This window comes from Streptomyces sp. NPDC006872, from assembly GCF_040635845.1.
Taxonomy (GTDB): domain Bacteria; phylum Actinomycetota; class Actinomycetes; order Streptomycetales; family Streptomycetaceae; genus Streptomyces.
This window is the reverse complement of record NZ_JBEYIL010000001.1, coordinates 424,080-448,506: the sequence shown is the minus strand read 5'-3', so window position 1 is coordinate 448,506 and position 24,427 is coordinate 424,080. Positions and strand designations below refer to the sequence as shown.

Below are 24,427 nucleotides of genomic sequence, written 5' to 3'. Positions count from 1 at the left end.
GGGTCAGTTGACCTCCGACATCTCCGTCAGCTCCACGTCGTACACCAGCGGTTCTCCGGCGACCGTCACCTGGCGGGCCCTGGAGTCGTAGGTCTCGGCCGTCGCCGCCAGCAGATACGTCCCCGGGGCCGGGACCGAGACGATGTAGGAGCCGTCGGCCAGGGACGTGACGCGGTCCAGCTCCCGGCCGCCCATGGACCGGAGCGTGACCGCCGCGCCCTCGACCGGGTCGCCGGCCGTGTCCCGTACGAAGCCGTGGACGACGGAGGACGGGCCCTCGCCCGCCGCGGCCGATGCCGCGGCCTCCTCCTTCGGCTCCACCGCCAGATGCGGCAGCCGCTTCTCCAGCCAGCCCGGCAGCCACCAGTTGGAGTCGCCGAGCAGATGCATCGCGGCCGGGACCAGGGCCGTGCGCAGGATGAACGCGTCCAGGGCGACCGCCGCCGCGAGGCCGACGCCCGCCATGGCCGCGCCCGCGTCGCCGCTGAGCACGAACGCGAGGAACACACAGACCATGATCAGGGCCGCCGAGTTGATGACCCGGCCGGTCTCCGCGAGGCCGACGCGGACCGCGCGGGCGTTGTCGCGCGTGTGCACCCACTCCTCGTGCATCCGGCTGACCAGGAAGACCTGGTAGTCCATCGACAGGCCGAAGAGCAGCGACAGCATGATGACCGGCAGGAAGGCGTTGATCGGGCCCTCCTTGCCGAGGCCGAGCAGTTCCAGGCCCCAGCCCCACTGGAAGATCGCGACCAGGACGCCGAAGGAGGCCGCCGCCGCGATCAGGTTCATCACGGCCGCCGTCAGCGGCACCACCAGGGAGCGGAAGGCGACCAGGAGGAGCAGGAAGCCCAGGCCGATGATGGTGGCGACGAACAGCGGGAGCCGGTCGCCGGTGACCGTGGCGAAGTCCTTCGAGACGGCCGTCACCCCGCCCACATGGGCCTCGGCCCCCGCCTTGGCGACGACGTCGTCGCGCAGCCGGTCGATGAGCGTGTCCGTCTCCTCGGACTGCGGGGAGGTCGTGGGCACCACCTGGATGACGGTGACGCCCTGCGCGGGCGGCAGCGCGGCTGCCTGGGCCACGCCGGGCGTGTCCTCGATGCTCTTGACCAGCGCGGTGGTGTCACCGCCTTGCACGACCACCTGGAGCGGGCCGTTGAAGCCCGGCCCGAAGCCCTCCGCGAGCAGGTCGTAGGCCTTGCGGGTGGTCGTCGCGGCGTCGTCGTTGCCCTGGTCGGTGGCGCCGAGGCGGAGCGACAGCACGGGCAGGGCGAGGACGGCCATGACGACGAACGCGAGCGCGGCGATCGTCCGGGGCCGGCGCTGCACGCCCGCCGACCAGCGGGCCGCGGGTCCGCTCGCCTTCTCCGGCTCGGGTCCGGTCGCCTCGAGCCGGCGCCGCTGCTTACGGCTCAGCACACGCCCGCCCAGGAAGCCGAGCAGCGCGGGCAGCAGGGTGGTGGCGGCGAGGACGCTCAGCACCACGGTCAGGGAGGTGCCGATGACGACGCCGTCCAGGAAGCGCAGGTTCGTGACCAGCATCCCGGCGAGCGCGATGCACACCGTGCCGCCCGCGAACAGCACCGCCCGGCCCGAGGTGTTGAGGGCGGTGACCGCCGACTCCTCGGGGTCCAGGCCGCGCAGGACGCCCTTGCGGTGCCGGGTGACGATGAACAGGGCGTAGTCGATGCCGACGCCGAGGCCGATCAGCGAGGAGAGCAGCGGGGCCAGGTCGGGGATGTCGGTGACATGGCTCAGCAGCTGGGTCCCGAAGAGGCCCATGCCGACGCCGAAGATCGCGATGGCGAGCGGCAGCAGCATCGCGAAGAGCGAGCCGAAGGCGAGGAACAGGACCACGGCCGCCGCCCCGAGGCCGACCATCTCCGCGAGGCCGGTGGGCGGTTCCTGCACCCGCATGATGGCCTGGCCGCCCAACTCGACCTCCAGGCCGTCGCGTTCGGCGCCCTGTGCGGTGTCGACGACGTCCTGGACGAGTTCCTTGGGCACGGCGTTCGCCTGCTCGGTGAAGGTGATCTGGGCGTAGGCGATCCGCCCGTCACCGCTGATCTGCGTCGCGCCCCCGTCCCCCGAGTACGGGCCGGCGACCTGGCCGACGCCCTTCATCTTCGCTATCTCGTCGAGCGCCGGCTGGATCCGGGACCGCACGTCCTGGTCGCGGACCGAACCCTCGTCGACCTTCCACACGACGGTGTCGGTGTCGCCCGCGCGCGCGGGGAACGCCTTCTCCATCAGGTCGTACGCCTTCTTGGAGTCCGTGTCGGGGAGGGAGAAGACGTTCGCGTAGTCCGTGCCCGCCGTCGAGGCCGAGAACCCCAGGCCGAACAGCGCCCCCACCCACACCAACAGGACCACCAGCCGATGCCGGTAACACCAGCGCGCCAATGCCGCCACGATCGAGCTCCTCACTCACAGTCGGATCGTCCCCCCAGGTCCTGGCAACAGGATCGGCAGCGGCACACGCGTGTGGACACGGCACGCCCATGACTCTCAAGGAACTCCAAAGACCGTTCCGGCCCGGCGGTCGGCGGCCCGCCCGATACTGGGGGCATGACGACGGCCCAAGGCACCGTGCTGGTCGTGGAGGACGAACCGAGCATCGCGGACGTCCTCGCCATCGCCCTGCGCTACCACCGCTTCGAGGTCATGATCGCGGGCACCGTCCGCGAGGCCCTCGCGCTCGCCGGCCGCACCCGGCCCGACGTGGCGCTGCTGGACGTGATGCTGCCGGACGGCGACGGCCGGGCGCTGGGGCGTGAACTGCGCTCCCGCAGGCCGGACCTGGCGCTCGTCTTCCTCACCGCGCGGGACGCGCCGGCCGAGATCGTCGGCGCCCTCGGCTTCGGCGACGACTACATCACCAAGCCGTTCGACATCGACGTGGTCGTCGCGAGGATCACGGCGGTCCTGCGCCGGACCCGGCCGGCCGACGTCCTCCCGCAGCGGCCGCCGCTGCGGTACGGCGATCTGGAGCTGGACGACACGACGTACAGCGTGCACCGCGCGGGCCGCTCGGTCGAGCTCACGCCCACCGAGTACGCGCTGCTGCGGTTCCTGGTGCGCAACGGGGGCCGGATCGTGCCCAAGGAGCAGCTCCTGCGCCATGTCTGGCAGTACGAGCACACCCCGCCGGAGTCGACGGTCGTCGAGACCTACATCAGCTATCTGCGGCGCAAGCTGGACGGCCTGGGAGCGCCGGTGATCACCACGCGGCGGGGCGTGGGATACGGGCTGGCATGAGGCGGGCGCACCGGCACGGCGTCCACTCCCTGCGGATCAAGCTGACCGCGGCGAACGTCTTCCTGCTCGCGCTCGGCATCGTCGTGGCCACCGCCGTCAGCCTCATGGGGATGCGGCACTATCTGCTCGGCCAGGTGGACGCCCAGCTGACCAAGATGCGTGATTCGCTGGGCAGTTCGCAGCTGACCATGCGGGAGATCGACTCGCTGAGCGTGCTGAGCGTCATCAGCGACCGCTACTCGCTCCGGGCGACGGACGCCCGACCGGCCCCGGACTCGATCTTCGCCGCCGTCGACGGCGAGGGCACGGTCCTCACCCTCTTCGGCATCAGGCCCACCGAGGCCCAGCACGGCCTGGCGGACGCCGTGCGCGATCCGCGCGCCCTCGCCGTCGACAGGGGCCCGCACGACGTCAGCGTGCACGGCGCCGCCTACCGGGCGACCGCGACCCGGCTCCCCGACGGCACGTACATCCTGCTGGCCACCTCCACCGAGGGCCTCCACAAGGGCATAGCGAAGGCTCTGAAGCTCGACGTCGCCGTCGGCACGCTGCTGCTCGCCCTGCTCGCCTGTCTGACCCTGTTCAGCGTGCGGCGGCGGATGCGGCCGCTGGAGGACATGGTGGAGACGTCGTCGGCGATCGCCGAGGGCGACCTGACCCGGCGCGTGCCCTCCAGCCACCACCCCACGCAGGAGGTCGAGCAGCTGCGGCTCGCCCTGAACTCCATGCTCCACCAGGTGGAGACGGCGTACCGCACGCGCGAGCGCAGCGCGGCCCAGCTGCGCCGCTTCGTCGCGGACGCCTCGCACGAACTGCGCACCCCGCTCTCCGCGATCCGCGGCTATCTCCAGCTGTTGGAGCAGGGGATGCTGGTCGAGCCCGGGGAGCGCAGACGGGCCTGGGACCGGATGAACGGCGAGGTGGACCGCATGGGCCGGCTCGTCGACGAGCTGCTCACCCTGGCCCGCCTCGACCAGCGGCCCGAGCTGCGGCTGCGCAACGTCGACGTGAGCCGGCTGGTGCGGGACGCGGCACAGGACCTGCGGGCCCAGCAGCCCGGACGGCCGGTCACGGTGGAGGCCGACGGCGCCGTCCTGGTGTGGGCCGACGAGTCGGGGCTGCGGCAGGTGCTGGGCAACCTGGTGGCCAACGTCCGCACGCACACGGCGGCCGATGTGCCGGTGCGGCTCGCGTTGGAGCGCGCGGACGGGGTCGTACGGCTGTCGGTCGAGGACAAGGGGCCGGGGCTGGGCGCGGAGGACGCGGCGCGTGTCTTCGACCGCTTCTTCCGGGCCGGCGGCGGCGCGGGCAGCGGGCTGGGCCTGGCGATCGTGCAGGGGGCGGTCCGGGCGCACGGCGGCGAGGTGAGCGTGCGGACGGCGCCGGGCGAGGGCCTGGAGGTGGCGGTGACGCTGCCGGCGCGGCCGAAGGGGTGCGAGTAAGCGCTCCGCTGGGAAGCGCCGCGATGTGCCGTCGTTCCGGTGCGGCGCCATCGTGGCTGGTCGCGCAGTTCCCCGCGCCCCTTCGGGGCGCTGCCGGACCGCAGCCGACTTCGCCCGACCCGCTTAGAGCAGGCCCTGGGGCGCTGCGGGTTCGACGACCAGGGCCCAGACCGTCTTGCCGTGCCGGCCTCTGCTCCAGACGCCCCACGCGGCGGCGATGTGCTCCACCAGGTGCAGGCCGCGGCCGTGTTCCTCCCACTCCCCGACCGGCCGCAGCCGGGGTTCGACCCGGCCCTCGTCGGAGACCTCTATCAGGCAGGAGCCGTCGCCCAGGGCGGTGACGGCCACCTCGAACTCCCGTTCCCGCAGCGGACCGTGGCGTACGACGTTGGTGGCCAGCTCGGACACGACGAGGACGGCGTCGACCAGCGCCGGGTCCTCGGGGCCGTGCCCCCAGTCGGCGAGATGGTCGCGCACCCGGCGCCGGGCGAGACCGACGGACGCCGGGTGCCGGGGCAGCCGGAAGGACTTGCGTCTCAGCACGTCTGCTCCTCACCTCCCGCACACCTCCGTCACATGGTGCCGCGTCGGGTGCCTGCCCGGTGCGGTGGGTGCGCATGCCCGCTGACGGGATCAAGCCCGCGGGCGGGGGCGATTCGGCTCAGATCCAGTCGAGCTTCCACAGCCGGAACACGCCGTTGCCGTCGGCCAGATACTGGCCGCCGCCGACGTCCGAGCTGGTGACGACGTACTCCTTGCGCTGCCACAGCGGGATGACCGGCACGTCCTCGGCGACGACCTGCTGGAGGTCGCGGAAGTCGCTGTCGACCCGGCTGCGGTCGGCGAACTGCTGGCTGTCGGCGATGTAGCCGTCGACCTTCTTGTTGCTGTAGCCGGTGTTCATGGTGGAGTCGGTGCCGACGAGCGGGGCCGCGAAGGTGTCCGGGTCGGGGTAGTCGGCGACCCAGCCGACGGCGTACGCGTCGAGTTTGCCGGTGGCCCACCGCTTCTGGAAGTCGGTCCACTCGTAACCCTTGACGTTCACCTTGAACAGGCCGGTCGCCTCCAGCTGCCGCTTGAGCTCGGTGGCCTCGGCCGCCGCGGAGCCGCTGCCCAGGCCGTAGCCGTAGGTGAAGGTCACCGGGAGGCTGACGCCGGCCTCCTCCAGGAGCTTGCGCGCCTTCTTGGCGTCCGGGTCCGGGTAGCTGTCGAAGAAGGAGGTGGTGTGGCCGGTGATACCGGTCGGGATGAGCGAGTACAGCGGCTCGACGGTCCCGTCGTATACGGTCGACGCGAGCCGCGCGCGGTCGATCAGCCAGGCCAGTGCCTTGCGGACGTCCGTCTCGTGCAGCGGCGAGCCGGAGCGGGTGTTGAAGTACAGGTTGCGGGTCTCGGAGCTGTCGGCCTCGGTGACGCGCATGTCGGGGTCGCTGGCGTTGAGAGCGGCGAGGACCTTGGGCGGCAGCTGCCGGGTGGCGGCCTGGACCTCCTTGGCCTGCCACGCCTTGTCCAGGGCCTCGGGGTCGGCGTAGTAGCGCACCTCGATCGGCGCACCGGTGTCCACCGCGCCCTTGTAGCCCGAGTTGGGCGACAGGTCGACCTTCTTGCCCTTCGAGTACCCCGTCAGCCGGTACGGGCCGCTGCCGTCGACATCGTTGCCGGTGCGCAGGGCGTCCGCCGGATAGCGGGTGCGGTCGACGATCGAGCCGGCTCCGGTGGCCACCTTGAACGGGAAGGTGGCGTCCGGCGACGACAGATGGAAGGTGACGGTCATGCCCGTGGCGTCCACCGACTTCAGGGTGGAGAACAGCGACGCGGGACCGACGTCCGAGTTGATCTTCTTGACCCGGTCGAAGGAGAACTTCACGTCCTCGGCCGTGACCTTGCCGCCGCCGGTGAAGGTGAGGTCGTCGCGCAGCTCGCACGAGTACGTGGTCAGGCTGCCCTTCGCGAAGGAACAGCTCTTGGCCGCGTCCGGCACGGGCGAGACGCCGCCGGGTTCGTACGTCAGCAGCGACTGGAAGACGTTGCTGAACAGCGCCCAGGAGCCGGCGTCGTAGGCGCCGGCCGGGTCGAGCGAGGTGACGGTGTCCGTGGTGCCGACCGTGATGGTCTCGTCGCTCTTGTCCTGCGACGGCAGCAACTGCCAGCCGCCCACCGCGACGACCGCGAGAACCAGCAGCGTCACGAGTATCCGCATGCGAGCCGATCGCATGGTGGTGCCCTGCCTCCCGGCCCGAGAGACCGGGCCCAGTCCACAAAAAACTGCCACTCCCCATGGCGGCGGGCTCACCTAACCACAGGGGTTTCACGTGACGGAAGGGGATTCTGACGACATGAGAAAACCCTTACCCACGCACTGTTTCAGCCGAGTTTCACAGCTTCTCCACAGGTTCCCCGGCGCCCTCGGCCACGCCCCGGCCGGCCGTCAGGTCCGCGTCGACGCCAGCTGGATCACGGTGATGTCGGACGGGGCGCCCACGCGCGTGGGCGGGCCCCAGGCGCCCGCGCCCCGGGACACGTACAGCTGCGTGTCGCCGTAGCGCTCCAGGCCCGCCACGGTCGGGTTCGCGGCGGCGGCGATCAGGTTGCCGGGCCACAGCTGGCCGCCGTGCGTGTGACCGGAGAGCTGGAGGTCGACGCCGTGGCTCACGGCGTCGTGGATCTGCACGGGCTGGTGGGCGAGGAGCACGCACGCGCGCGTGGTGTCACGGTCGCCGAGCGCCCTGGTGAAGTCGGGGCCCTGGCCGTCGCTCTCGCCCGCGATGTCGTTGACGCCGGCCACGTCGAACCAGGGCAGCTCGGTGCGGGCGTTCTCCAGCGGGTTCAGGCCGAGCCGGCGCACCTCCTCGACCCACTGCTCGGCGCCGGAGAAGTACTCGTGGTTGCCGGTGACGAAGAAGCTGCCGTGCCGCGCCTTCAGCTGTGCGAGCGGGGCGGCCGCCGGGCCCAGGTCCTTGACGCTGCCGTCGACCAGGTCGCCGACGACCGCGATCAGGTCGGGCTGCGTCGAGTTGATCGTGTCGACGACCCGCCTCGCGAAACCCCGGCCCAGGACGGGGCTCAGGTGGATGTCGCTGACGACCGCGATCCGGTAGCCGTGGGCGGCGCGCGGCAGCTTGGCCAGCGGCACGGTCACCCGCTTGACGCGGGGGCCGCGCAGGACGCCGTAGGTGCCGTAACCGACCGTCCCGACGGCGGCCGCGGCGGCCGCGCCGCCCACGACCCGAGAGACGAACAGCCGCCGCGAGGGCCCGCCGACGGCCCCTTCGGACGCCTTGTCGGCCCCTGGCCCGACAGGCACGGTCTCGCCGGACCCCGGCCGGTCGGACCTCGGCCCGGCAGCCCCCGGCCCGGCAGGCACGGTCTCGCCGGACCCGGACCGGTCGGACCCGGACGCGTCGGACCCGGACGGGTCGGGCGCGGGCTCGCCGGACGTCGGCCGGTCGGACGTCGGCCGGTCCGGCGTCGGGGCGTCGGGCTCGGGGCCGCCGGCCCCCGGACGGTCGGACGGCGGCTGCCGGTGCTCCGGTGCGCCCACCGGGAGCGGCTTCTGGCCCGGTTGCGGCTGCGGCTGCGGCTGGGACCGGGGTTGCGGCGCGGGCGTCTCGGCGGTCGCCGCGCGCCTCCGGAGGAAGCGGCGCAGCAGTGGGCGTACGGCCTCGCCGACGATCACGGCCAGCAGCAGGTAGATCGACAGGGCCAGCCACAGGAAGCCGGGCCAGGCCAGGACGCGTTGGAGCCAGAACGGCGCGCCCGTGCGTTCGGCGACCAGGGCGCCGATCGCCAGCACCCAGCCGCCCGCGATCAGCGCCGCGCCCCCGCGGCGCGCCCACCCGGGCCCGCGGGTCGTGTCGTGGAACAGACGGCGCCACAGGTACCAGTTGGCTGCGACGATCACGGTCAGCGCGAGCAGCGCGAAGACGATCACCATGGCTAGGACGTCCGTCCGGGCCTTCCGAGTGCGCGCAGACCACGCAACCCGATTCCCCCGACGACCGTCCCCAATACGAAGGAAACGACGGCGAGCGTCAGGTGCACCCAGAAGTACGCCGTGGGGTCGCCGTCGTCGAACGCGAGCCCGCTGCTGTCCTTGACCAGGTTTTTGACGAAAGTGACCCAGATGACCCAGCTCCACACCCCGAAGGCGAGCAGGAACCAGGAGACGGGGCGGCTGAGCTTCATGCGTTCAGTATCACCGGAGGGTGTCCGGTTCCGTGACCGGGGTGGGGAGGGCGGTGGGACTTCCCGTCGTGTGCCAGGTACTTTCTCCGACGTGCCCGCACCCATGAAGCAGACCGTCAGGCGCTCCCTGCTGGTCACCTCCGCGACCCTCGCGTCCTTCGCGCTCACCGCGCCCGTCTCGCTCGCGGCGCCGAGTCCGTCGCCGACGCCGTCGCCGACGACCAGTGCCTCCCCTTCGAGTACCGCGAAGCCCTCGGCGAGTCCGTCGGTGACTCCCCCGGCGAACATGTCGACCGTGGGCGGGACGCGGCTCGGTCGGGCCGGGACGCAGGTGGCGATCGCCGGGAGCGCGCCGGTGCTGCCGAAGGACATCAGCGCGCGGTCGTGGATCGTCGCCGACGCCGAGTCGGGGGACGTGCTGGCCTCGCACAACGCGCACTGGCGGCTGCCCCCGGCGAGCACGCTGAAGATGCTCTTCGCGGACACCGTGCTGCCGCGGTTCCCCAGGACCACCGCGCACAAGGTCGTGCCGGCGGACCTGGCCGGCATGGGGTCCGGCTCGAGCCTGGTCGGCATAAAGGAGGGCGAGACGTATACGGTCCACGACCTGTGGCTCGGCGTCTTCCTGCGGTCGGGCAACGACGCCGTGCACGTGCTGTCGGCGATGAACGGCGGCGTCCGCGCCACGGTGAAGGAGATGAACGAGCATGCCGAGGAGCTCCAGGCCCTCGACACGAACGTCGTCTCCCCCGACGGGTACGACGCCCCCGGCCAGGTGTCCTCGGCGTACGACCTGACGCTGTTCGCCCGCTCGGGTCTGCAGAAGAAGGACTTCCGGGAGTACTGCTCGACCGTCTCGGCCAAGTTCCCGGGCGCGACGACGAAGAACAAGAAGGGCAAGACGACCCGCGGGACCTTCGAGATCCAGAACACCAACCGGCTGCTCAGCGGCGACTACGACATGACCCAGTACCCGGGCATCGCAGGCGTCAAGAACGGCAACACCACCAATGCGGGCGCCACCTTCACCGGGGTCGCCGAGCGCAACGGCCGGGTGCTGCTCGTCACGGTCATGAACCCGTCGAAGACGGACCACAACGAGGTCTACAAGGAGTCCGCGGCCCTGCTCGACTGGGGCTTCCAGGCGGCCGGCAAGGTGACGCCGGTGGGTGAGCTGGTCGCGCCGCAGGGCACGACGCAGGCCAGCGCCCAGCCCGGCGCGAACGCCTCCCCCGAGGCGGCCGGGGAGGCCGGCGGCGCGGGGAACGTGTCGGGGAAGCCGGTGGCGGGCGCGGTGGCGGAGAGCGGCTCCGGGGGCATGTGGATCGCGCTGGCGATCACCGGCGGCCTGCTGGTGCTGCTGGCGGGCGGCGCGTTCCTGGTCAACCGCCGCTGGCCGCTGCCGGACCTGGTACGACGTCGTCGCTGACGTCGATGTCCTGGGGGTCGTCGGGTGCGCTGCCGGTCGCCGTCCAGGCCGCGCAGTACAGGACCAGCTTCGAGGTGAAGTTGATCCACAGCAGCAGGGCGATGGGCACGCCGAACGCGCCGTACATGCTCTTCGCGGCCACGCCCTGCATATAGCCGCTGAGCAGCAGCTTCAGCAGCTCGAAGCCGACGGCGCCGATGAGCGCGGCGACGACCAGCCGGCGGCGGGTCGGTTCGACGCCCGGCAGCAGCGTCAGGACGTACAGCAGGAGCAGGAAGTCGGCGAGCACGGCGACGGAGAACGCGGCGACGCGCAGCAGCAGGCTGCCCCAACCCGCCTTGTCGATGCCGAGTTGGTCGGTGATCCAGCCGACCAGGGCCGAGGCGACGGTGGAGATGGCGATGGTGAGCAGGACCGCGCCGCCCAGCCCGACGAGGACGCCCGCGTCCTTGGCCTTGCGCAGGACCGGGTTCTCGTCGCTGTCGGGCAGCTCCCACACCGCGCGCAGACAGTCCCGCATCTGGCCGACCCAGCCGATGCCGGTGAGCAGCAGCACCGCGCCGGCGATGAGGCCGATGGCGCCGGCGTTCTGGACGAGGCTGTTGATGTCCAGCTGGTCGGAGATGCCGGGCACCTGATCGGCGATCTTGTCCTGGAGTTCCTGCTGCTGGGACGTGCTCAGCGTGGCGGCGGCGATGGCGGCGGCGACGGTCAGCAGCGGGAAGAGCGCGATGAAGCTGATGAACGTCATCGCGGCGGCGAGCCGCGTCCACTTCACCCGGTCCAGGCGCTCGTACGACCGCCACGCGTGCGTGGCGGTGAGCCGCGTGACCAACGGCCCGATTCCGGGAAGCTTTTTCAGCCAGTCCATGATCCGACTCTGCCCTTCTCGGGGACGCCCGATGTCCCGGTACCCCCATTTCGGGGAGCGACCTGGCAGCGCGGGACGTTTAAGAACTGATCGCCCGCATATGGGCGATACGTTCGGTTCATGTCTGACGCTTTCGGCCTCCCCCAGTCCCTGCTCGTCCTCGGCGGCACGTCAGAGATCGCGCTGGCCACCGTGCGCCGACTGATCGCCCGCCGCGCCCGCACGGTGTGGCTGGCGGGGCGCCCGTCGGCCGCCCTGGAGAAGGCGGCCGCGGAGCTGCGCGTGCTGGGGGCGGACGTGCACACCGTGCCCTTCGACGCGCTGGACACCGCGTCCCACGAGGCGGTCCTGGGCAAGGTCTTCGCCGAGGGCGACGTCGATTCCGTGCTGCTCGCCTTCGGCGTCCGCGGCGACCAGGCGAGCGACGAGCGCGATCCGGCGGCCGCGGTGCGCGTCGCGCAGACCAACTACACGGGCGCGGTGTCGGCGGGGCTGATCTGCGGGCGGGCCCTGCAGGCCCAGGGGCACGGCTCGCTGGTCGTCCTGTCCTCCGTCGCCGGCGAGCGGGCCCGCCGCTCGGACTTCATCTACGGCTCCAGCAAGGCCGGCCTCGACGCCTTCGCCCAGGGCCTGGGCGACGCGCTGCACGGCACGGGCGTCCATGTCATGGTCGTACGCCCCGGGTTCGTCCGGACGACGACGACCGCCGGGCGGGCCGAGGAGCCGCTGAGCACGACCCCCGCGGCGGTCGCCACGGCCGTCGAACTGGGGCTGCGGCGCCGCTCGGAGACGGTGTGGGTGCCGGGGATCCTACGCATGGTGACGGCGATGCTGCGACACACACCACGGGCGATGTTCCGACGACTACCCCTCTAGGGCGGCGCCCTGAAGGGGCGCGGGGCCGCATCGACTTGCGGCTCCGCCGCGGGGCGCGACCAGCCACGACGGCGCCGCAGCGAAGCGCTCAGCGCGTAGGGACGGAACCACGGTCGGCGTGAGCCGGCTGCGGTTCGGCAGCGCCCTGAAGGGGCGCGGGGCCGCATCGACTTGCGGCTCCGCCGCGGGGCGCGACCGGCCACGACGGCGCCGCAGCGAAACGACGGCACATCGCGGCACTCCCAGCGAAGCGCTCCGCGGAGCGTTCAGCGCGTGGGGAGGGAGCCGCGGTCGGCGTGGGCCGGCTGCGGGGGGACGACCGCGCTGCCGAAGGCGTACTCGCGGAGTTTGCGCCAGACGCCGTCGGGGCCCTGCTCGGCGAGGGCGAAGCCCGTGCAGGACCATTCGGCCTCGTAGTGGGCGAGCTCCTCGAAGGCGCGGTCCATCGCCGCCTCGTCGATGCCGTGCGCGACGGTGACGTGCGGGTGGTAGGGGAACTGGAGCTCACGGGTGAGCGGCCCGGACGCGTCCCGCACCAGCTGCTGGAGCCAGGCGCAGGTCTCGGCGCCCTCGACGACCTTCAGATAGACCACCGGCGACAGGGGCCGGAAGGTACCTGTGCCGGACAGCCGCATCGGGAAGGGGCGGCCGGCCGCGGCGACCTCGCTCAGGTGCGCCTCGACGGCCGTGAGCCCGCCCGCCTCGACCTCGGTCGGCGGCAGCAGCGTGACGTGGGTGGGGATGCCGTGAGCCGCGGCGTCGCCGAAGCCCGCGCGCCGCTCCTGGAGCAGGCTGCCGTGAGGCTCCGGGACCGCGATCGACACGCCGATCGTTACGGTCCCCACGTCTTCTCCTGTCGTCATGTCGTCATGGCGGGGTGTGGCGCCAGGCTGTCGTGCCGGGTTCGTACTCAGTCGTACGGCTATCGACTGTACGGCCACGGCTGTGCTCTGGGCAGGCGCAGGGGAAGTGATGTGCAGCGCTCTGCCCAGAGGAACGTGTGTGCGGTGCGCCCCGGATGCTTCCGAGCGCCGCTCAGTGCTTCGCGGGTCAGTGCTTAGCGGGCAGGAAGCCCACCCGCTGGTACGCCTGGGACAGCGTCTCGGCGGCGACGGCACGGGCCTTCTCCGCGCCCTTGGCGAGGATCGAGTCCAGCGTCTCCGGGTCGTCCAGGTACTGCTGGGTGCGGTCCCGGAACGGCGTCACGAAGTCGACGACGACCTCGGCGAGGTCCGTCTTGAGCGCGCCGTAGAGCTTGCCCTCGTACTCCTGCTCCAGCTCCGGGATGCTCTTGCCGGTCAGCGTGGAGTAGATCGTGAGCAGGTTGCTCACTCCGGGCTTGTTCTCGGCGTCGAAGCGGACGACCGTGTCGGTGTCCGTGACCGCGCTCTTGACCTTCTTCGCGGTGACCTTCGGCTCGTCGAGCAGGTTGACGAGGCCCTTCGGCGTGGACGCCGACTTGCTCATCTTGATCGACGGGTCCTGAAGGTCGTAGATCTTCGCCGTCTCCTTGAGGATGTACGGCTTCGGGATCGTGAACGTCGCGCCGAAGCGGCCGTTGAAGCGCTCCGCGAGGTCGCGGGTCAGCTCGATGTGCTGGCGCTGGTCCTCGCCGACCGGGACCTCGTGGGCCTGGTAGAGCAGGATGTCCGCGACCTGGAGGATCGGGTACGTGAACAGGCCGACGCTCGCGCTCTCGGAGCCCTGCCTGGCGGACTTGTCCTTGAACTGGGTCATCCGGCCGGCCTCGCCGAAACCGGTGAGGCAGTTCATGACCCACGCGAGCTGCGCGTGCTCGGGGACATGGCTCTGGACGAACAGCGTGCAGCGCTCGGGGTCGAGACCGGCGGCGAGGAGCTGGGCGGCGGCCAGGCGGGTGTTGGCCGTGAGCTCCTTCGGGTCCTGCGGGACCGTGATCGCGTGCAGGTCGACGACCATGTAGAACGCGTCGTGGGTCTCCTGCAGGGCTACCCACTGGCGGACGGCGCCGAGGTAGTTGCCGAGGTGGAACGAGCCTGCGGTGGGCTGGATTCCGGAGAGCACGCGGGGACGGTCAGAGGCCATGTTTTTCATTGTCTCAGAGGTGTGGGGTGGTTTCGGTACGCGGGGAGCTGCGGCCCGGTGGGGGCTTGTCGCGCAGTTCCCCGCGCCCCTACGGACTTCTCAGCCCAGGTCGATCTCGGGATACAGGGGGAAGCCCGCCACCAGGTCTGTCGCCCTCTGGGAGATCTCCTCCGAGACCTTCTCGTCCAGGACGTGGGAGGCCTTGCTCGGTGCGCCCGACTTCGTCGTGCCCGGCTCGGCGGCCGTGAGGACGCGGTCGATCAGGCCCGCGACCTCGTCCATCTCCGCCGTGCCCAGGCCTCGCGTGGTGAGCGCGGGGGTGCCGATGCGGATGCCGGAGGTGTACCAGGCGCCGTTCGGGTCGGCGGGGATGGCGTTGCGGTTGGTGACGATGCCCGAGTCGAGCAGCGCGGCCTCGGCCTGGCGGCCGGTGAGGCCGTAGGCGGAGGCGACGTCGATCAGGTTCAGGTGGTTGTCGGTGCCGCCGGTGACCAGGGTCGCGCCGCGCCGCATCAGACCCTCGGCCAGGGCGCGCGAGTTGTCGACGATGCGCTGGGCGTAGTCCTGGAAGGAGGGCTGACGGGCCTCGGCGAGGGCGACGGCCTTGGCGGCCATGACGTGCGGGAGCGGGCCGCCGAGCACCATCGGGCAGCCGCGGTCGACCTGGTCCTTGAGGGAGTCGTCGCACAGGACCATGCCGCCGCGCGGGCCGCGCAGCGACTTGTGGGTGGTGGTCGTCACGATCTGGGCGTGCGGGACCGGGTCGAAGTCGCCGGTCAGGACCTTGCCCGCGACCAGGCCCGCGAAGTGGGCCATGTCGACCATGAGGGTCGCGCCGACCTCGTCGGCGATCTCCCGCATGATCCGGAAGTTCACCAGACGGGGGTACGCCGAGTAGCCCGCGACGAGGATCAGCGGCTTGAAGTCACGGGCCGACGTCCGCAGCGCCTCGTAGTCGATGAGGCCGGTGGCGGGGTCGGTGCCGTACGACCGCTGGTCGAACATCTTTCCGGAGATGTTCGGGCGGAAGCCGTGGGTGAGGTGGCCGCCGGCGTCCAGGGACATGCCGAGCATGCGCTGGTTGCCGAAGGCCTGGCGCAGCTCGGCCCAGTCGGCCTCGGAGAGGTCGTTGACCTGGCGGGCGCCGGTCTTCGCCAGGAACGGGGCCTCGACCCGGTCCGCGAGGACGGCCCAGAAGGCGACCAGGTTGGCGTCGATGCCGGAGTGCGGCTGGACGTAGGCGTGGCGGGCGCCGAACAGCTCGCGGGCGTGCTCGGCGGCGAGGGACTCCACGGTGTCGACGTTGCGACAGCCGGCGTAGAAGCGGCGGCCGACCGTGCCCTCGGCGTACTTGTCGCTGAACCAGTTGCCCATCGCGAGGAGGGTGGCCGGGGAGGCGTAGTTCTCGGAGGCGATCAGCTTGAGCATCTCGCGCTGGTCGTGGACCTCCTGGCCGATGGCGTCGGCCACACGCGGCTCGACGGCGCGGATCACGTCGAGGGCGGCGCGGAAGGCGGTGGACTCGGTGGAGAGGGGCTGCTGCTCGGACATTCGTCGGCCTCCGGGTGGCGTGGGTGCTGGACAGCGGTCACGGGTTCACGGCTCGGCCCAGGCGCACGGCACTTTGTCACTCTCAGGCCGCTCCCCGATGGTCCGTCCCATCCCAGCGCGCCAGTCACGGCCCGCTCGCCAGCCTACCGGCCACACGCGCGCGGGACCGTGCGACGTCCACCATGCGAGCGACCTGCGCAGATCCGGCTAGAGGATCACGTGGGGCAGGAAGCGGGCGTACTCGTCCGTGATCAGGCCGGAGGACTCCCGGATGCCGAGGCCCGCCGACTCGTCCTGCACCACCCAGGCGCCGAGGACGACGTGGTTGCCGTCGAAGGCGGGCAGCGGCGCCAACTGCTGGTAGCAGCAGGGTTCGTCGGTGCGCAGGACGGGCTCGGCGCCGGGTTCGTGGATCGTGACGCCGGCGCCTTCGCGGCCGAGCAGGGGTTTGGCGACGTAGCCGGTGGTGGTCGCCAGTTCGCGGGGGCCGTCCAGGTATGCGGGCAGGAGGTTGGGGTGGCCGGGGTACAGCTCCCACAGGACGGCCAGCAGCGCCTTGTTGCTGAGCAGCATCTTCCAGGCCGGTTCTATCCACAGGGTCGCGCCGGTGCCGCCGCCGTTGTCGAGGGTGTCCAGGACATGGCCGGCGAAGCGGTCGGTGGTCAGCCACTCCCAGGGGTAGAGCTTGAAGCAGCTGCGGATGAAGCGGAGTTGGCGGTCGACGAAGCGGCCGGACAGCGGGTCCCAGCCGATCTCCTCCATGGAGATCCAGTCGGTGTCCAGGCCGGCCTGCTCGGCGGTCTCCTTGAGGTAGGCGACCGTCATGAGGTCCTCGCCGAGTTCGTCGGCGGAGGAGTGCGCGAAGTAGAGGGGGTTACCGGGCGGGAGGAGACCGGCCTGGTCCTTCCAGGCGGCGACCAGGCGTTCATGGAGGGAGTTCCACTGGTCGGCGCCGGGGAAACGGTCCTCCATCCAGAACCACTGGGGTGAGGCCGCCTCCACGAGGGAGGTGGGGGTGTCGGCGTTGTACTCCAGGAGCTTCGCCGGCCCGGCACCGTCGTAGTGGAGGTCGAAACGGCCGTAGACGGAGGGGAGTTCGGCGCGCCGACGCCAGGCCTCGGCGACCGCCGCCGCGACGCGCGGGTCGGTGATGCCGAGGTCGGCGAGCCGGTCCGACTCGACGAGGTGGGCGGCCGCCGTCAGACACATGGCGTGCAGTTCCTCGACGGTCTCCTCCAGCGCCTCGACCTCGTCGAGGGTGAAGACGTAGTAGGCGCTCTCGTCCCAGTAGGGGCGCAGTCCGCCGTCGGGGTGGCGGGTGAGGGGATAGACGAGCCCCTGCTCCTCGACGGTCTGCTGCCAGCCGGGGCGGGGCTCGATGGTGTGGCGTCGCACGGTGCGGTCCTCGTCGGTCCTCGATCGGTCCTCGGCCGCTCAGCCGCCGGAGCTGCCCTTGTGGCTGCCGCTGTCGCTGTCGCTGCCGAGGCCGCCGCGGTCCACGCCGCTGCCGCCGCTGCTGCTGCCCCCGCTGCTGCTGGTCGAACTGCTCGACCCCTTGCCGGGCTTGGTGAAGGAGCCGCCGTCGGCCCAGGAGCCCTTCTTCTTGCCGCCGTAGTACCAGGCGGCGTTCGTGGAGACCTTGGTGGACTTGCAGTTCTTGTCGGCGACGACCTTGTAGCCCTTGGCGGCGTTGTAGCTGTCGCGGTCGACGCAGCGCTTGTCGGGGTCGGAGGAGCAGGCGGTGAGCGCCGCCGCGAGTATCCCCATGCCGCCGAGCACGACCGTGCCCGAGCGAAGTCGCCTGCGTGGTGCCGTCGTGTCCGCCATGTCCCCGTCTCCCCGTTGTCTCTTCTTGCCGCGTCGCCTGTGTCGCCTGTGGCGCCGCTACGGCGATTTCCGGCCGTCAGCCTAGACATGGGCATGAGAAGACTCGTAGGCGGCCCGCCCATGGTCCGTCCACGAGCCGCTCCCCTACAGTCCTTTCGTGCTCTTTGGAATGATGTGCGCCCTCGGCGCGGCGGTCTGCTTCGGCACGGCGACGGTTCTGCAGGCGATGGCGGCGCGGGCGGTCGCCGTCGACGAGGGCTCGAGCGGCGGGGAGGCGGCGCTGCTGCTGCGGGCGGTGCGGCAGTGGCGGTATCTGGCGGGGCTCGGGCTGGACGGCCTCGGCTTCCTGTTCCAGATCGCCGCGCTGCGGTCGCTGCCGATCTACGCGGTGGGCGCGGCCCTCGCGTCGAGCCTGGCGGTGACGGCGGTGGTCGCGGCGCGGCTGCTGCGGGTGCGGCTGAGTCGCACCGAGTGGCTGGCGGTGGGGGTGGTGTGCGCGGGGCTGGCGATGCTGGGGCTGGCCTCGGGCACGGAGGGTGAGGAGAGCGGGCCGGAGGCGTTGCCGTGGGTGATGCTCGGCACGGCGGGCGCGGTGCTGCTGCTGGGCCTGGCCGGTGGGCGGCTCGCCGGGCGGGGGCGGGCGCTGGTGCTGGGGCTGGGCGCCGGGTTCGGGTTCGGGGTGGTGGAGGTCGCGGTGCGATTGATCGACTCCCTCGCTCCCTCGGACCTCCTGACCAACCCGGCGACCTACGCCCTGCTCCTGGGTGGCGGAGCCGCTTTCCTGCTCCTGACCTCGGCTCTGCAACGGGGCTCGGTGACGACGGCCACGGCGGGGATAGTGATCGGCGAGACGATCGGCCCGGCCCTGGTGGGTGTGATCTGGCTGGGCGACCGAACCCGCGAGGGCCTCGCCTGGCTGGCGGTCCTCGGCTTCGCCGTCGCAGTGGCAGGAGCACTGGCACTGGCCCGCTTCGGCGAGGCCCCGGCCCCGACGCCTGCACAGTCCCCGGAGACACCCGTCGGACCATGACCACACGCCAGGCCATGACCGCCCGCCGGACCATGACCACACGCCAGGCCATGACCACACGCCGGACCATGACCACACGCCGGACCATGACCACACGTCGGGCCGTGACCGCCCGCCGGGCCGTGACCACACGTCGGGCCGTGGCACCGCGTAGGGCCGTGGGCCCGCGGCAGGCGATCGCCGCCGTGTCGCTGCCCCACGGGCGGGTCACAGGGCTCGCTCGGCCGACCCCGCCGGGGCGCCGCAACCGCGACAGGGCCACCGGCGCCGGCCCGCATCGGCGAGGCCCCGGAACCGGTGCCGGAACCGGTGCTGACGCCGACGCCGAGCGCGCAGGTCGGGGCTTCGGGGCGGCTCAGCCCATCGCCTCGGTGATGCCGTCCCACAGGCGGGTCCTCGCTTCCAGGGCGAGGGTGGCCGTCTCGACGGCCTCGCGCCAGCGGGTCTCGTCCTCGCCGCAGAGGTCGGCGACCATCTGCATGGCCATGGGGGTGTGCTCCTCGCCGTCGACCTCGATATGGCGGGCGAGGTAGTCGCAGAAGAGCGGGAAGCGGTCGGTGCCCTCCTTCTTGATGACCTGGTCGAACATGTCCGGGATGAGGTCCTCGCGGGAGAAGGCGAAGGCGGCGGCCCGGGCGTGCAGGGGGCGGTCGGCGATGATCCCGAAGGTCGTGCGGACGAACTCGGCCGCGGCCGCGGGCACCTGGGCGACCCGTAGCGCCGACGGCAGATCGTGGCCCTCGCCGATCAGCGCGAGGAAGGTGTCGATCCGGGTGGTGTCGGCGCCCGCCTCGTCCATGCCGGCGCGGTACAGCTCGAAGTGGCTGGTGAAGCCGCCGCCCAGTGCGTCGCTCTCCTCGACCAGCACGATGTCGTTGATGAGCCGTCGGCTCACGGCCGAGCCGCGCGGCACCCAGGGGACGTCGACGCAGGTGAGGTCCCGCTGCAGCGACTTGAGCAGGGACATGAAGTCCCAGACCGCGAACACGTGGTGCGTCAGGAAGACCGCCATGTCCTCGCGGCCTTCGATGCGCTGGTAGATCGGGTGGGCGGTCACTTCTTTCCGGGCGGATTCGATCTCGGAACGGGCCCGGTCGATTCCGTCGTGGGTCATATTCCAGTCGTACCTGGACATGAAAATCTCTCCTTCGCTCTCCCCGTCCCCGTCCTCGGGAGGCCGATCGTGCTCGTTCCTCGACTTTGCTTGCAAGCGCTTCCCCGAATTACTCGAAAGTTGTCATTCGTATCACTCGACAGAAGACGGCAACCCCGCCGAAAAAGCATCAAAGAGTCACGTTCCGGACAGTTGTAGAAGTTTGAAGAACCTGTGAACGCGGACCGCCCGCTTTCCGTACTCGATGGCGTGACCAGTAATCCCGTCACCGTCACCGCTGCTTATCGCGTGGTGCCGGGCCGCGAGGCCGACTTTCACTCCTGGGGGTGGGCCATGCTGGGCGCGAGCGCGCAGCAGCCCGGTTTCCTCGGGGGTGGCGTACTTGCCGATGGAGAGGCGGATTGGCATGTCGTCTATCGCTTCGCCAGCGAAGGAACGGCCCGGGCCTGGGAGGACTCGTCCGCCCGGCAGCAGTGGGACGCCCGGACGCACGGCTTCGCCCAGCAGACGGACCGCAGGAGCGTGCGGGGCTCCAAGACGTGGTTCGACTCACAGACCGCCATGCCGAAGGCACCGGCCCCGCCGTCGAAATGGAAGTTATGGTTCGTGAATATGAGCGCCGTTTTTCCACCGGTGCTCCTGTTCAACATTATCGTGCTTCCTTATCTCGGCGGGCTCAATCCGTTCATTCGCACACTGCTGCTCTGTCTGTGCGTGACGGCACTTGTCACCTGGATTCTCATGCCCCGCCTTCAGCGTTTCTTCAAGAAATGGCTGTATCCACCGCTCCAGGCGCTCCGCGGACGGCATAAACGACGGACCGCGTAGACCAGAGAACGACCCTAGGGAGGTGGGCGGGTGAAGACCCTGCTCATCGACAATTACGACTCGTACACGTACAACCTGTTCCAGCTGATCGCCGAGGTCAACGGCGAGGAACCGGTGGTGATCGTCAATGACGCTCCCGCAGGCGCCATTCCCGATCTTGCGGGTTTCGACAACGTGGTGGTGTCGCCGGGCCCCGGGCACCCGGCGAAGGCACGTGACTTCGGCATCAGCGCCAGGGTGCTCGCCGAGTCCCCGATACCGGTGCTCGGCGTCTGCCTCGGCCACCAGGGCATCGCGCACGGGGAGGGCGCCCGCGTGGAGTCCGCCCCGGAGCCCCGGCACGGGCACCTGTCGGCCGTCCGGCACGACGGACGGGACCTGTTCCAGGGGCTGCCGCAGAACTTCACCGCCGTCCGCTACCACTCGCTGGCCGTGAGCGAACCGCTGCCCGCCACCCTGGAGGCCACGGCCTGGGCCGAGGACGGCGTCCTGATGGGGCTGCGGCACCGCGAACGGCCGCTGTGGGGCGTGCAGTTCCACCCGGAGTCGGTGCTCACCGAGTACGGCCACCGGATGCTGGTGAACTTCCGGAACCTGACCGCCGAGCGGGCCCGCAAGCCGCGGACGAAGAACACCGCGGTCACCCCGGCGGCGGCCGCGATGCCGATGCCTGCGGTGACCGTCCCCCGCCCGCGCCGCGGTGACGGTCCCGCGTACCGGCTGCACACCCGCCGTATCGCCGAGGCGATCGACGCGGAGGCCGCCTTCACCCGGCTGTACGCCGGCTCGCCGCGGGCGTTCTGGCTGGACAGCTCGCGGGTCGAGGAGGGGCTGAGCCGGTTCTCGTTCTTCGGTGACGACAGCGGGCCGCTCGCCGAGTTCGTCCGGTACGACGTCGAGGCCGGGCGCTGCGAGATCGAGCGGGCCGGCCGGCCGACGCGCAAGGTCCGGGCGAGCGTCTTCGACTATCTCAAGCGGCAGTTGGCGAACCGTCAGGTGGACGCCGCCGGACTGCCCTTCGACTTCACCGGCGGCTATGTCGGCTACTTCGGCTACGAGACGAAGGCCGACTGCGGCTCGCCGAACCGGCACCGCGCCGCCACCCCGGACGCCGCCTGGCTGTTCGCCGACCGGCTGATCGCGGTGGACCACCAGGAGGGCTTCACCTACGCGGTCTGCCTGGCCGAGGACACCGCACAGGCCGCCCGGGAGGCCGCCGACTGGCTCGAGAGCACGCTGGCCGGGCTCACCTCGCTGCCCGCGGAGAGCGACCTGGCGCTGCCGCCGCTGCCGGCGCCGGGCGCGGCGGACCTCGGCGCCGTCGAGCCGTGGCTGGTGCGGGACCGGGCCGCCTACCTCGCGGACATCGCGGCCAGTCAGCGGGAGCTGGCGGCGGGCACCAGCTACGAGATCTGTCTGACCAACGCCGCGCGGTTACCCGCTCCGGACGACGCGTACGACTTCTACCGGGTGCTGCGCCGCGTCAACCCGGCCCCGTACTCCGCGTTCCTGAGATTCGGCGACCTGGACGTGGCCGGCTCCTCGCCGGAGCGGTTCCTGCGGATCACCCGGGACGGCGTCGCCGAGGCCAAGCCGATCAAGGGCACCGCGCCGCGCGGGGCGGATCCGCTGGAGGACGACCGGCTGCGGGACTCGCTGGCGGCGGACGCCAAGACCCGCGCCGAGAACCTGATGATCGTCGACCTGCTCCGCAACGACCTGGGCCGGGTCAGCCGCACCGGGACGGTACGGGTCACCCGGCTGATGGCCGCCGAGACGTACGCCACCGTCCACCAGCTCGTCTCGACGGTCGAGGGACGGCTGCGCGAGGGCACGGACGCGGTGGACTGTGTGCGGGCCTGCTTCCCCGGCGGGTCGATGACCGGGGCGCCGAAGCTGCGCACGATGGAGATCATCGACGAGTTGGAGACCGAGGCGCGCGGCGTGTACTCGGGGGCCCTCGGCTACCTGGGCTGCAGCGGCGGCGCGGACCTCAACATCGTCATCCGCACGGCCGTCATGGCCGACGGCCTGATGCAGCTGGGCGCCGGCGGCGCGATCGTCCTGGACTCCGACCCGGTCGCCGAGTACGACGAGATGCTGCTGAAGACGGCCGCCCAGATGCGCGCCCTGCGGGAGCACACCGCGGCGCTGCCGCCGGCGCACGAGGAGACGGCCCGGGTGGGCGCCGGCCGGCCGCGCGGCGGACCGAGCGGCACGAGCGCGGGCGGCGAACTCGCCGACGAGGCACGGTCCGTGGGCCGCGGGACCCGGCCGGACGCCCCCGAGCCGACGCCGACCGGCCGTCGCACTCCCACCCCGGCCACCCCGAAGAAGGCCCCCCGATGACGACCCCCCAGCCCACGACGACCGCGCCTCGGCCCCGCACCGGCTCCGACACCGACACGCCCGGCAACCTCGCCGCGTATCTCGCCGACCTCGTCGAGCGTCGTGGTTGGGCCGGTCGGGCCGCGTTTCATCAGGGGCATCAGTTCTGGACGCACGGTGAGGTGCACGAGCTGGGGGCGCGGGCGGCCGGGGTGCTCGCGGCGCACGGGGTGCGGGCCGGGGACCGGGTGCTGCTCGCGCTGCCCGACGGGATGGCGTGGGTCGCGGCCTTCCTCGGCGTCGCCCGGCTCGGGGCGGTGGCCGTGCTGGTCAATCCCGAACTGCCCGCGGCCGAGCACGCGTTCATGGCCGAGGACACCGAGGCCGTGCTGTGCGTCACCGGGCCGGGGCTGGAGGACCGTTTCGCCGACCGGGCGCGGCTCGGCGCCGACCAGTTCCTCGCGCTCGCCCCCGCCGCCGAGCCCGCCGCCGCGCATCCGGTCGACGCGCACACGCCCCTGTACGTGCAGTACACCTCCGGAACCACGGGGCGCCCCAAGGGGGTCGTGCACACGCACGGCGACCCGAAGGCGTACCACGACCTGATCGGCCGGCGGCTGCTCGGGATCACCGAGGAGGACGTCACCCTGTCGGTGTCGAAGCTGTACTTCGCCTACGGCTTCGGCAACGCGTTCGTCTTCCCGCTCTTCTCCGGCTCCAGCGCCGTCCTGGTGGACCGGCGTCCGAACCCCGCCGCCGTGGACGAGCTCGTCGCCCGGCACCGGGTGACCCTGCTCTACTCCGTGCCGTCGGCGTACGCGGCGCTGGTCGCCGACCGGGGCAGCGGACACGCGGCCTGCTTCGCCTCGGTGCGCGTCGCGGTGTCGGCCGGCGAGGGCCTGCCGGACGGCCTCGGCGGGCAGGTCGCCGACCTGCTCGGCGCGCCCGTGCTGGAGCAGATCGGCTCCACCGAGGCCGGTCACGCCTTCTGCGCCAACAGCCTGGACCACAACCACGACGGCACCGTCGGACGGCCCGTGCCCGGCTTCGAGGTGGAGCTGCGCGACCGCGCCGGACGGCCCGTGCCCGACGGCGCCGAGGGCGAGCTGTGGGTGCGCGGGCCGACGGTGACGCCCGGCTATCTGAACCGGCCCGAGGAGACGGAGCGCACCCTGGTCGGCGGCTGGCTGGCCACCCACGACCGGGCGCGCCGCGAGCCGGACGGCGCCTTCCGGCATCTGGGCCGCACCGACGACATGGAGATGGTCGGCGGGATCACCGTCTCCCCGCTGGAGGTGGAGGCCGTGCTGCGCACCCATCCGGCGGTGCGGGAGGTCGCGGTCGCGGCCGTCACGGACGGACGCGGCTTCAGCCGGCTGCGCGCCTTCGTCGTCCCCGTCGGCCAGGCCGGCCCGGACGGCCGGTTCAGCGCGGACGGCCGGTTCAGCGCGGACGGCCTCGAAGTGGATCTCGTCGCCCTGGCGCGCGAGCGCCTCGCCGCCTTCAAAGTGCCCAGAAGCGTCAGCTTCGTGACCTCCCTGCCCCGCACCGCCACCGGAAAGCTCCGCCGCCACCTCGTCCGCCAGGGCGCGTGGTGACCGTGTCTGAGAGGAACAGCCAC

The 24,427-nt window shown here is 71.7% G+C and carries 20 protein-coding genes and 1 riboswitch; of the genes, 8 read left to right on the top strand and 12 right to left on the bottom strand.

Annotated elements, in window-relative coordinates; genetic code table 11:
* Positions 1-3: 3 nt before the first annotated feature.
* Entirely contained in the window at positions 4-2,406 is a 2,403-nt protein-coding gene (locus ABZ725_RS02110; protein WP_358801353.1) for an MMPL family transporter, read from the bottom strand.
* A gap of 165 nt (positions 2,407-2,571) precedes the next feature.
* Between ABZ725_RS02110 and ABZ725_RS02105 the strand changes: the two genes are divergently transcribed.
* Positions 2,572-3,261, top strand: a complete 690-nt coding sequence (locus tag ABZ725_RS02105; RefSeq protein WP_351908689.1) for a response regulator transcription factor — start codon at positions 2,572-2,574, stop codon at positions 3,259-3,261.
* A complete protein-coding gene (locus tag ABZ725_RS02100; protein ID WP_358800895.1) occupies positions 3,258-4,703 on the top strand; it encodes a HAMP domain-containing sensor histidine kinase in 1,446 nt (481 codons plus the stop codon). The genes ABZ725_RS02105 and ABZ725_RS02100 overlap by 4 nt, the downstream gene beginning before the upstream one ends.
* Before the next feature lie 123 nt (positions 4,704-4,826).
* On the opposite strand, the gene ABZ725_RS02095 is transcribed toward ABZ725_RS02100, so the two are convergent.
* The 4 genes from ABZ725_RS02095 to ABZ725_RS02080 form a co-directional block, all read right to left on the bottom strand.
* Complete coding sequence (locus tag ABZ725_RS02095; RefSeq protein WP_358800894.1) at positions 4,827-5,246, bottom strand: ATP-binding protein; 420 nt, start codon at positions 5,244-5,246, stop codon at positions 4,827-4,829.
* A gap of 118 nt (positions 5,247-5,364) precedes the next feature.
* Complete coding sequence (locus ABZ725_RS02090; protein WP_358800893.1) at positions 5,365-6,903, bottom strand: ABC transporter substrate-binding protein; 1,539 nt, start codon at positions 6,901-6,903, stop codon at positions 5,365-5,367.
* Between the two features lie 228 nt (positions 6,904-7,131).
* Positions 7,132-8,637, bottom strand: coding sequence for a metallophosphoesterase (locus ABZ725_RS02085; RefSeq protein ID WP_358800892.1), 1,506 nt, complete (start codon positions 8,635-8,637; stop codon positions 7,132-7,134).
* Between the two features lie 2 nt (positions 8,638-8,639).
* Positions 8,640-8,888: an SCO4848 family membrane protein gene (locus tag ABZ725_RS02080; protein WP_351908678.1), complete on the bottom strand. Its 249-nt coding sequence runs from the start codon at positions 8,886-8,888 to the stop codon at positions 8,640-8,642.
* Between the two features lie 91 nt (positions 8,889-8,979).
* Here ABZ725_RS02080 and ABZ725_RS02075 point away from each other — a divergent pair, with 91 nt between their 5' ends.
* Positions 8,980-10,317, top strand: a complete 1,338-nt coding sequence (locus ABZ725_RS02075) for a D-alanyl-D-alanine carboxypeptidase (protein WP_358800891.1) — start codon at positions 8,980-8,982, stop codon at positions 10,315-10,317.
* Here ABZ725_RS02075 and ABZ725_RS02070 read toward each other — a convergent pair.
* A complete protein-coding gene (locus tag ABZ725_RS02070) occupies positions 10,271-11,188 on the bottom strand; it encodes a YihY/virulence factor BrkB family protein (protein WP_358800890.1) in 918 nt (305 codons plus the stop codon). The two genes, ABZ725_RS02075 and ABZ725_RS02070, sit on opposite strands and share 47 nt — an antisense overlap.
* Positions 11,189-11,308: 120 nt before the next feature.
* On the opposite strand from ABZ725_RS02070, the gene ABZ725_RS02065 reads away from it, so the two are divergent.
* Positions 11,309-12,064 (top strand): decaprenylphospho-beta-D-erythro-pentofuranosid-2-ulose 2-reductase, encoded by a 756-nt coding sequence (locus tag ABZ725_RS02065; RefSeq protein WP_358800889.1) that lies wholly within the window; start codon positions 11,309-11,311, stop codon positions 12,062-12,064.
* A gap of 266 nt (positions 12,065-12,330) precedes the next feature.
* Here ABZ725_RS02065 and ABZ725_RS02060 read toward each other — a convergent pair whose 3' ends face one another.
* The 5 genes from ABZ725_RS02060 to ABZ725_RS02040 all read right to left on the bottom strand — a co-directional run bounded on the left by ABZ725_RS02060 (position 12,331) and on the right by ABZ725_RS02040 (position 17,506).
* Positions 12,331-12,909: a 2'-5' RNA ligase family protein gene (locus ABZ725_RS02060; RefSeq protein WP_351908670.1), complete on the bottom strand. Its 579-nt coding sequence runs from the start codon at positions 12,907-12,909 to the stop codon at positions 12,331-12,333.
* A 205-nt stretch (positions 12,910-13,114) separates the two neighbouring features.
* The gene (trpS, locus tag ABZ725_RS02055) at positions 13,115-14,128 is read right to left on the bottom strand and encodes a tryptophan--tRNA ligase (protein WP_358800888.1); all 1,014 of its coding nucleotides are present in this window, start codon (positions 14,126-14,128) and stop codon (positions 13,115-13,117) included.
* A 99-nt stretch (positions 14,129-14,227) separates the two neighbouring features.
* A complete protein-coding gene (locus ABZ725_RS02050) occupies positions 14,228-15,679 on the bottom strand; it encodes a glycine hydroxymethyltransferase (RefSeq protein ID WP_358800887.1) in 1,452 nt (483 codons plus the stop codon).
* A gap of 48 nt (positions 15,680-15,727) precedes the next feature.
* Positions 15,728-15,817, bottom strand: a riboswitch (ZMP/ZTP riboswitch).
* A gap of 69 nt (positions 15,818-15,886) precedes the next feature.
* Positions 15,887-17,074: a glutathionylspermidine synthase family protein gene (locus ABZ725_RS02045; protein ID WP_358800886.1), complete on the bottom strand. Its 1,188-nt coding sequence runs from the start codon at positions 17,072-17,074 to the stop codon at positions 15,887-15,889.
* Positions 17,075-17,113: 39 nt separating this feature from the next.
* On the bottom strand, positions 17,114-17,506 hold the full coding sequence (locus ABZ725_RS02040) for a hypothetical protein (RefSeq protein ID WP_358800885.1): 393 nt from the start codon (positions 17,504-17,506) through the stop codon (positions 17,114-17,116).
* A gap of 169 nt (positions 17,507-17,675) precedes the next feature.
* On the opposite strand from ABZ725_RS02040, the gene ABZ725_RS02035 reads away from it, so the two are divergent.
* A complete protein-coding gene (locus tag ABZ725_RS02035) occupies positions 17,676-18,536 on the top strand; it encodes a hypothetical protein (protein ID WP_358801352.1) in 861 nt (286 codons plus the stop codon).
* A 355-nt stretch (positions 18,537-18,891) separates the two neighbouring features.
* Here the strand turns inward: ABZ725_RS02035 and ABZ725_RS02030 are convergent, their stop codons facing one another.
* The gene (locus ABZ725_RS02030; RefSeq protein ID WP_358800884.1) at positions 18,892-19,671 is read right to left on the bottom strand and encodes a DUF3050 domain-containing protein; all 780 of its coding nucleotides are present in this window, start codon (positions 19,669-19,671) and stop codon (positions 18,892-18,894) included.
* Between the two features lie 192 nt (positions 19,672-19,863).
* Between ABZ725_RS02030 and ABZ725_RS02025 the strand changes: the two genes are divergently transcribed.
* From ABZ725_RS02025 to ABZ725_RS02015, 3 genes are read left to right on the top strand one after another with little or no spacing between them, the layout of a single operon-like run.
* On the top strand, positions 19,864-20,478 hold the full coding sequence (locus ABZ725_RS02025; protein ID WP_351908658.1) for an antibiotic biosynthesis monooxygenase: 615 nt from the start codon (positions 19,864-19,866) through the stop codon (positions 20,476-20,478).
* Between the two features lie 30 nt (positions 20,479-20,508).
* Positions 20,509-22,827 carry an aminodeoxychorismate synthase component I gene (pabB, locus tag ABZ725_RS02020; protein ID WP_358800883.1) on the top strand — a complete coding sequence of 773 codons (2,319 nt, stop codon included), beginning with the start codon at positions 20,509-20,511 and terminating at the stop codon, positions 22,825-22,827.
* Positions 22,824-24,404, top strand: a complete 1,581-nt coding sequence (locus ABZ725_RS02015) for an AMP-binding protein (RefSeq protein ID WP_358800882.1) — start codon at positions 22,824-22,826, stop codon at positions 24,402-24,404. The genes pabB and ABZ725_RS02015 overlap by 4 nt, the downstream gene beginning before the upstream one ends.
* Positions 24,405-24,427 lie beyond the last annotated feature (23 nt).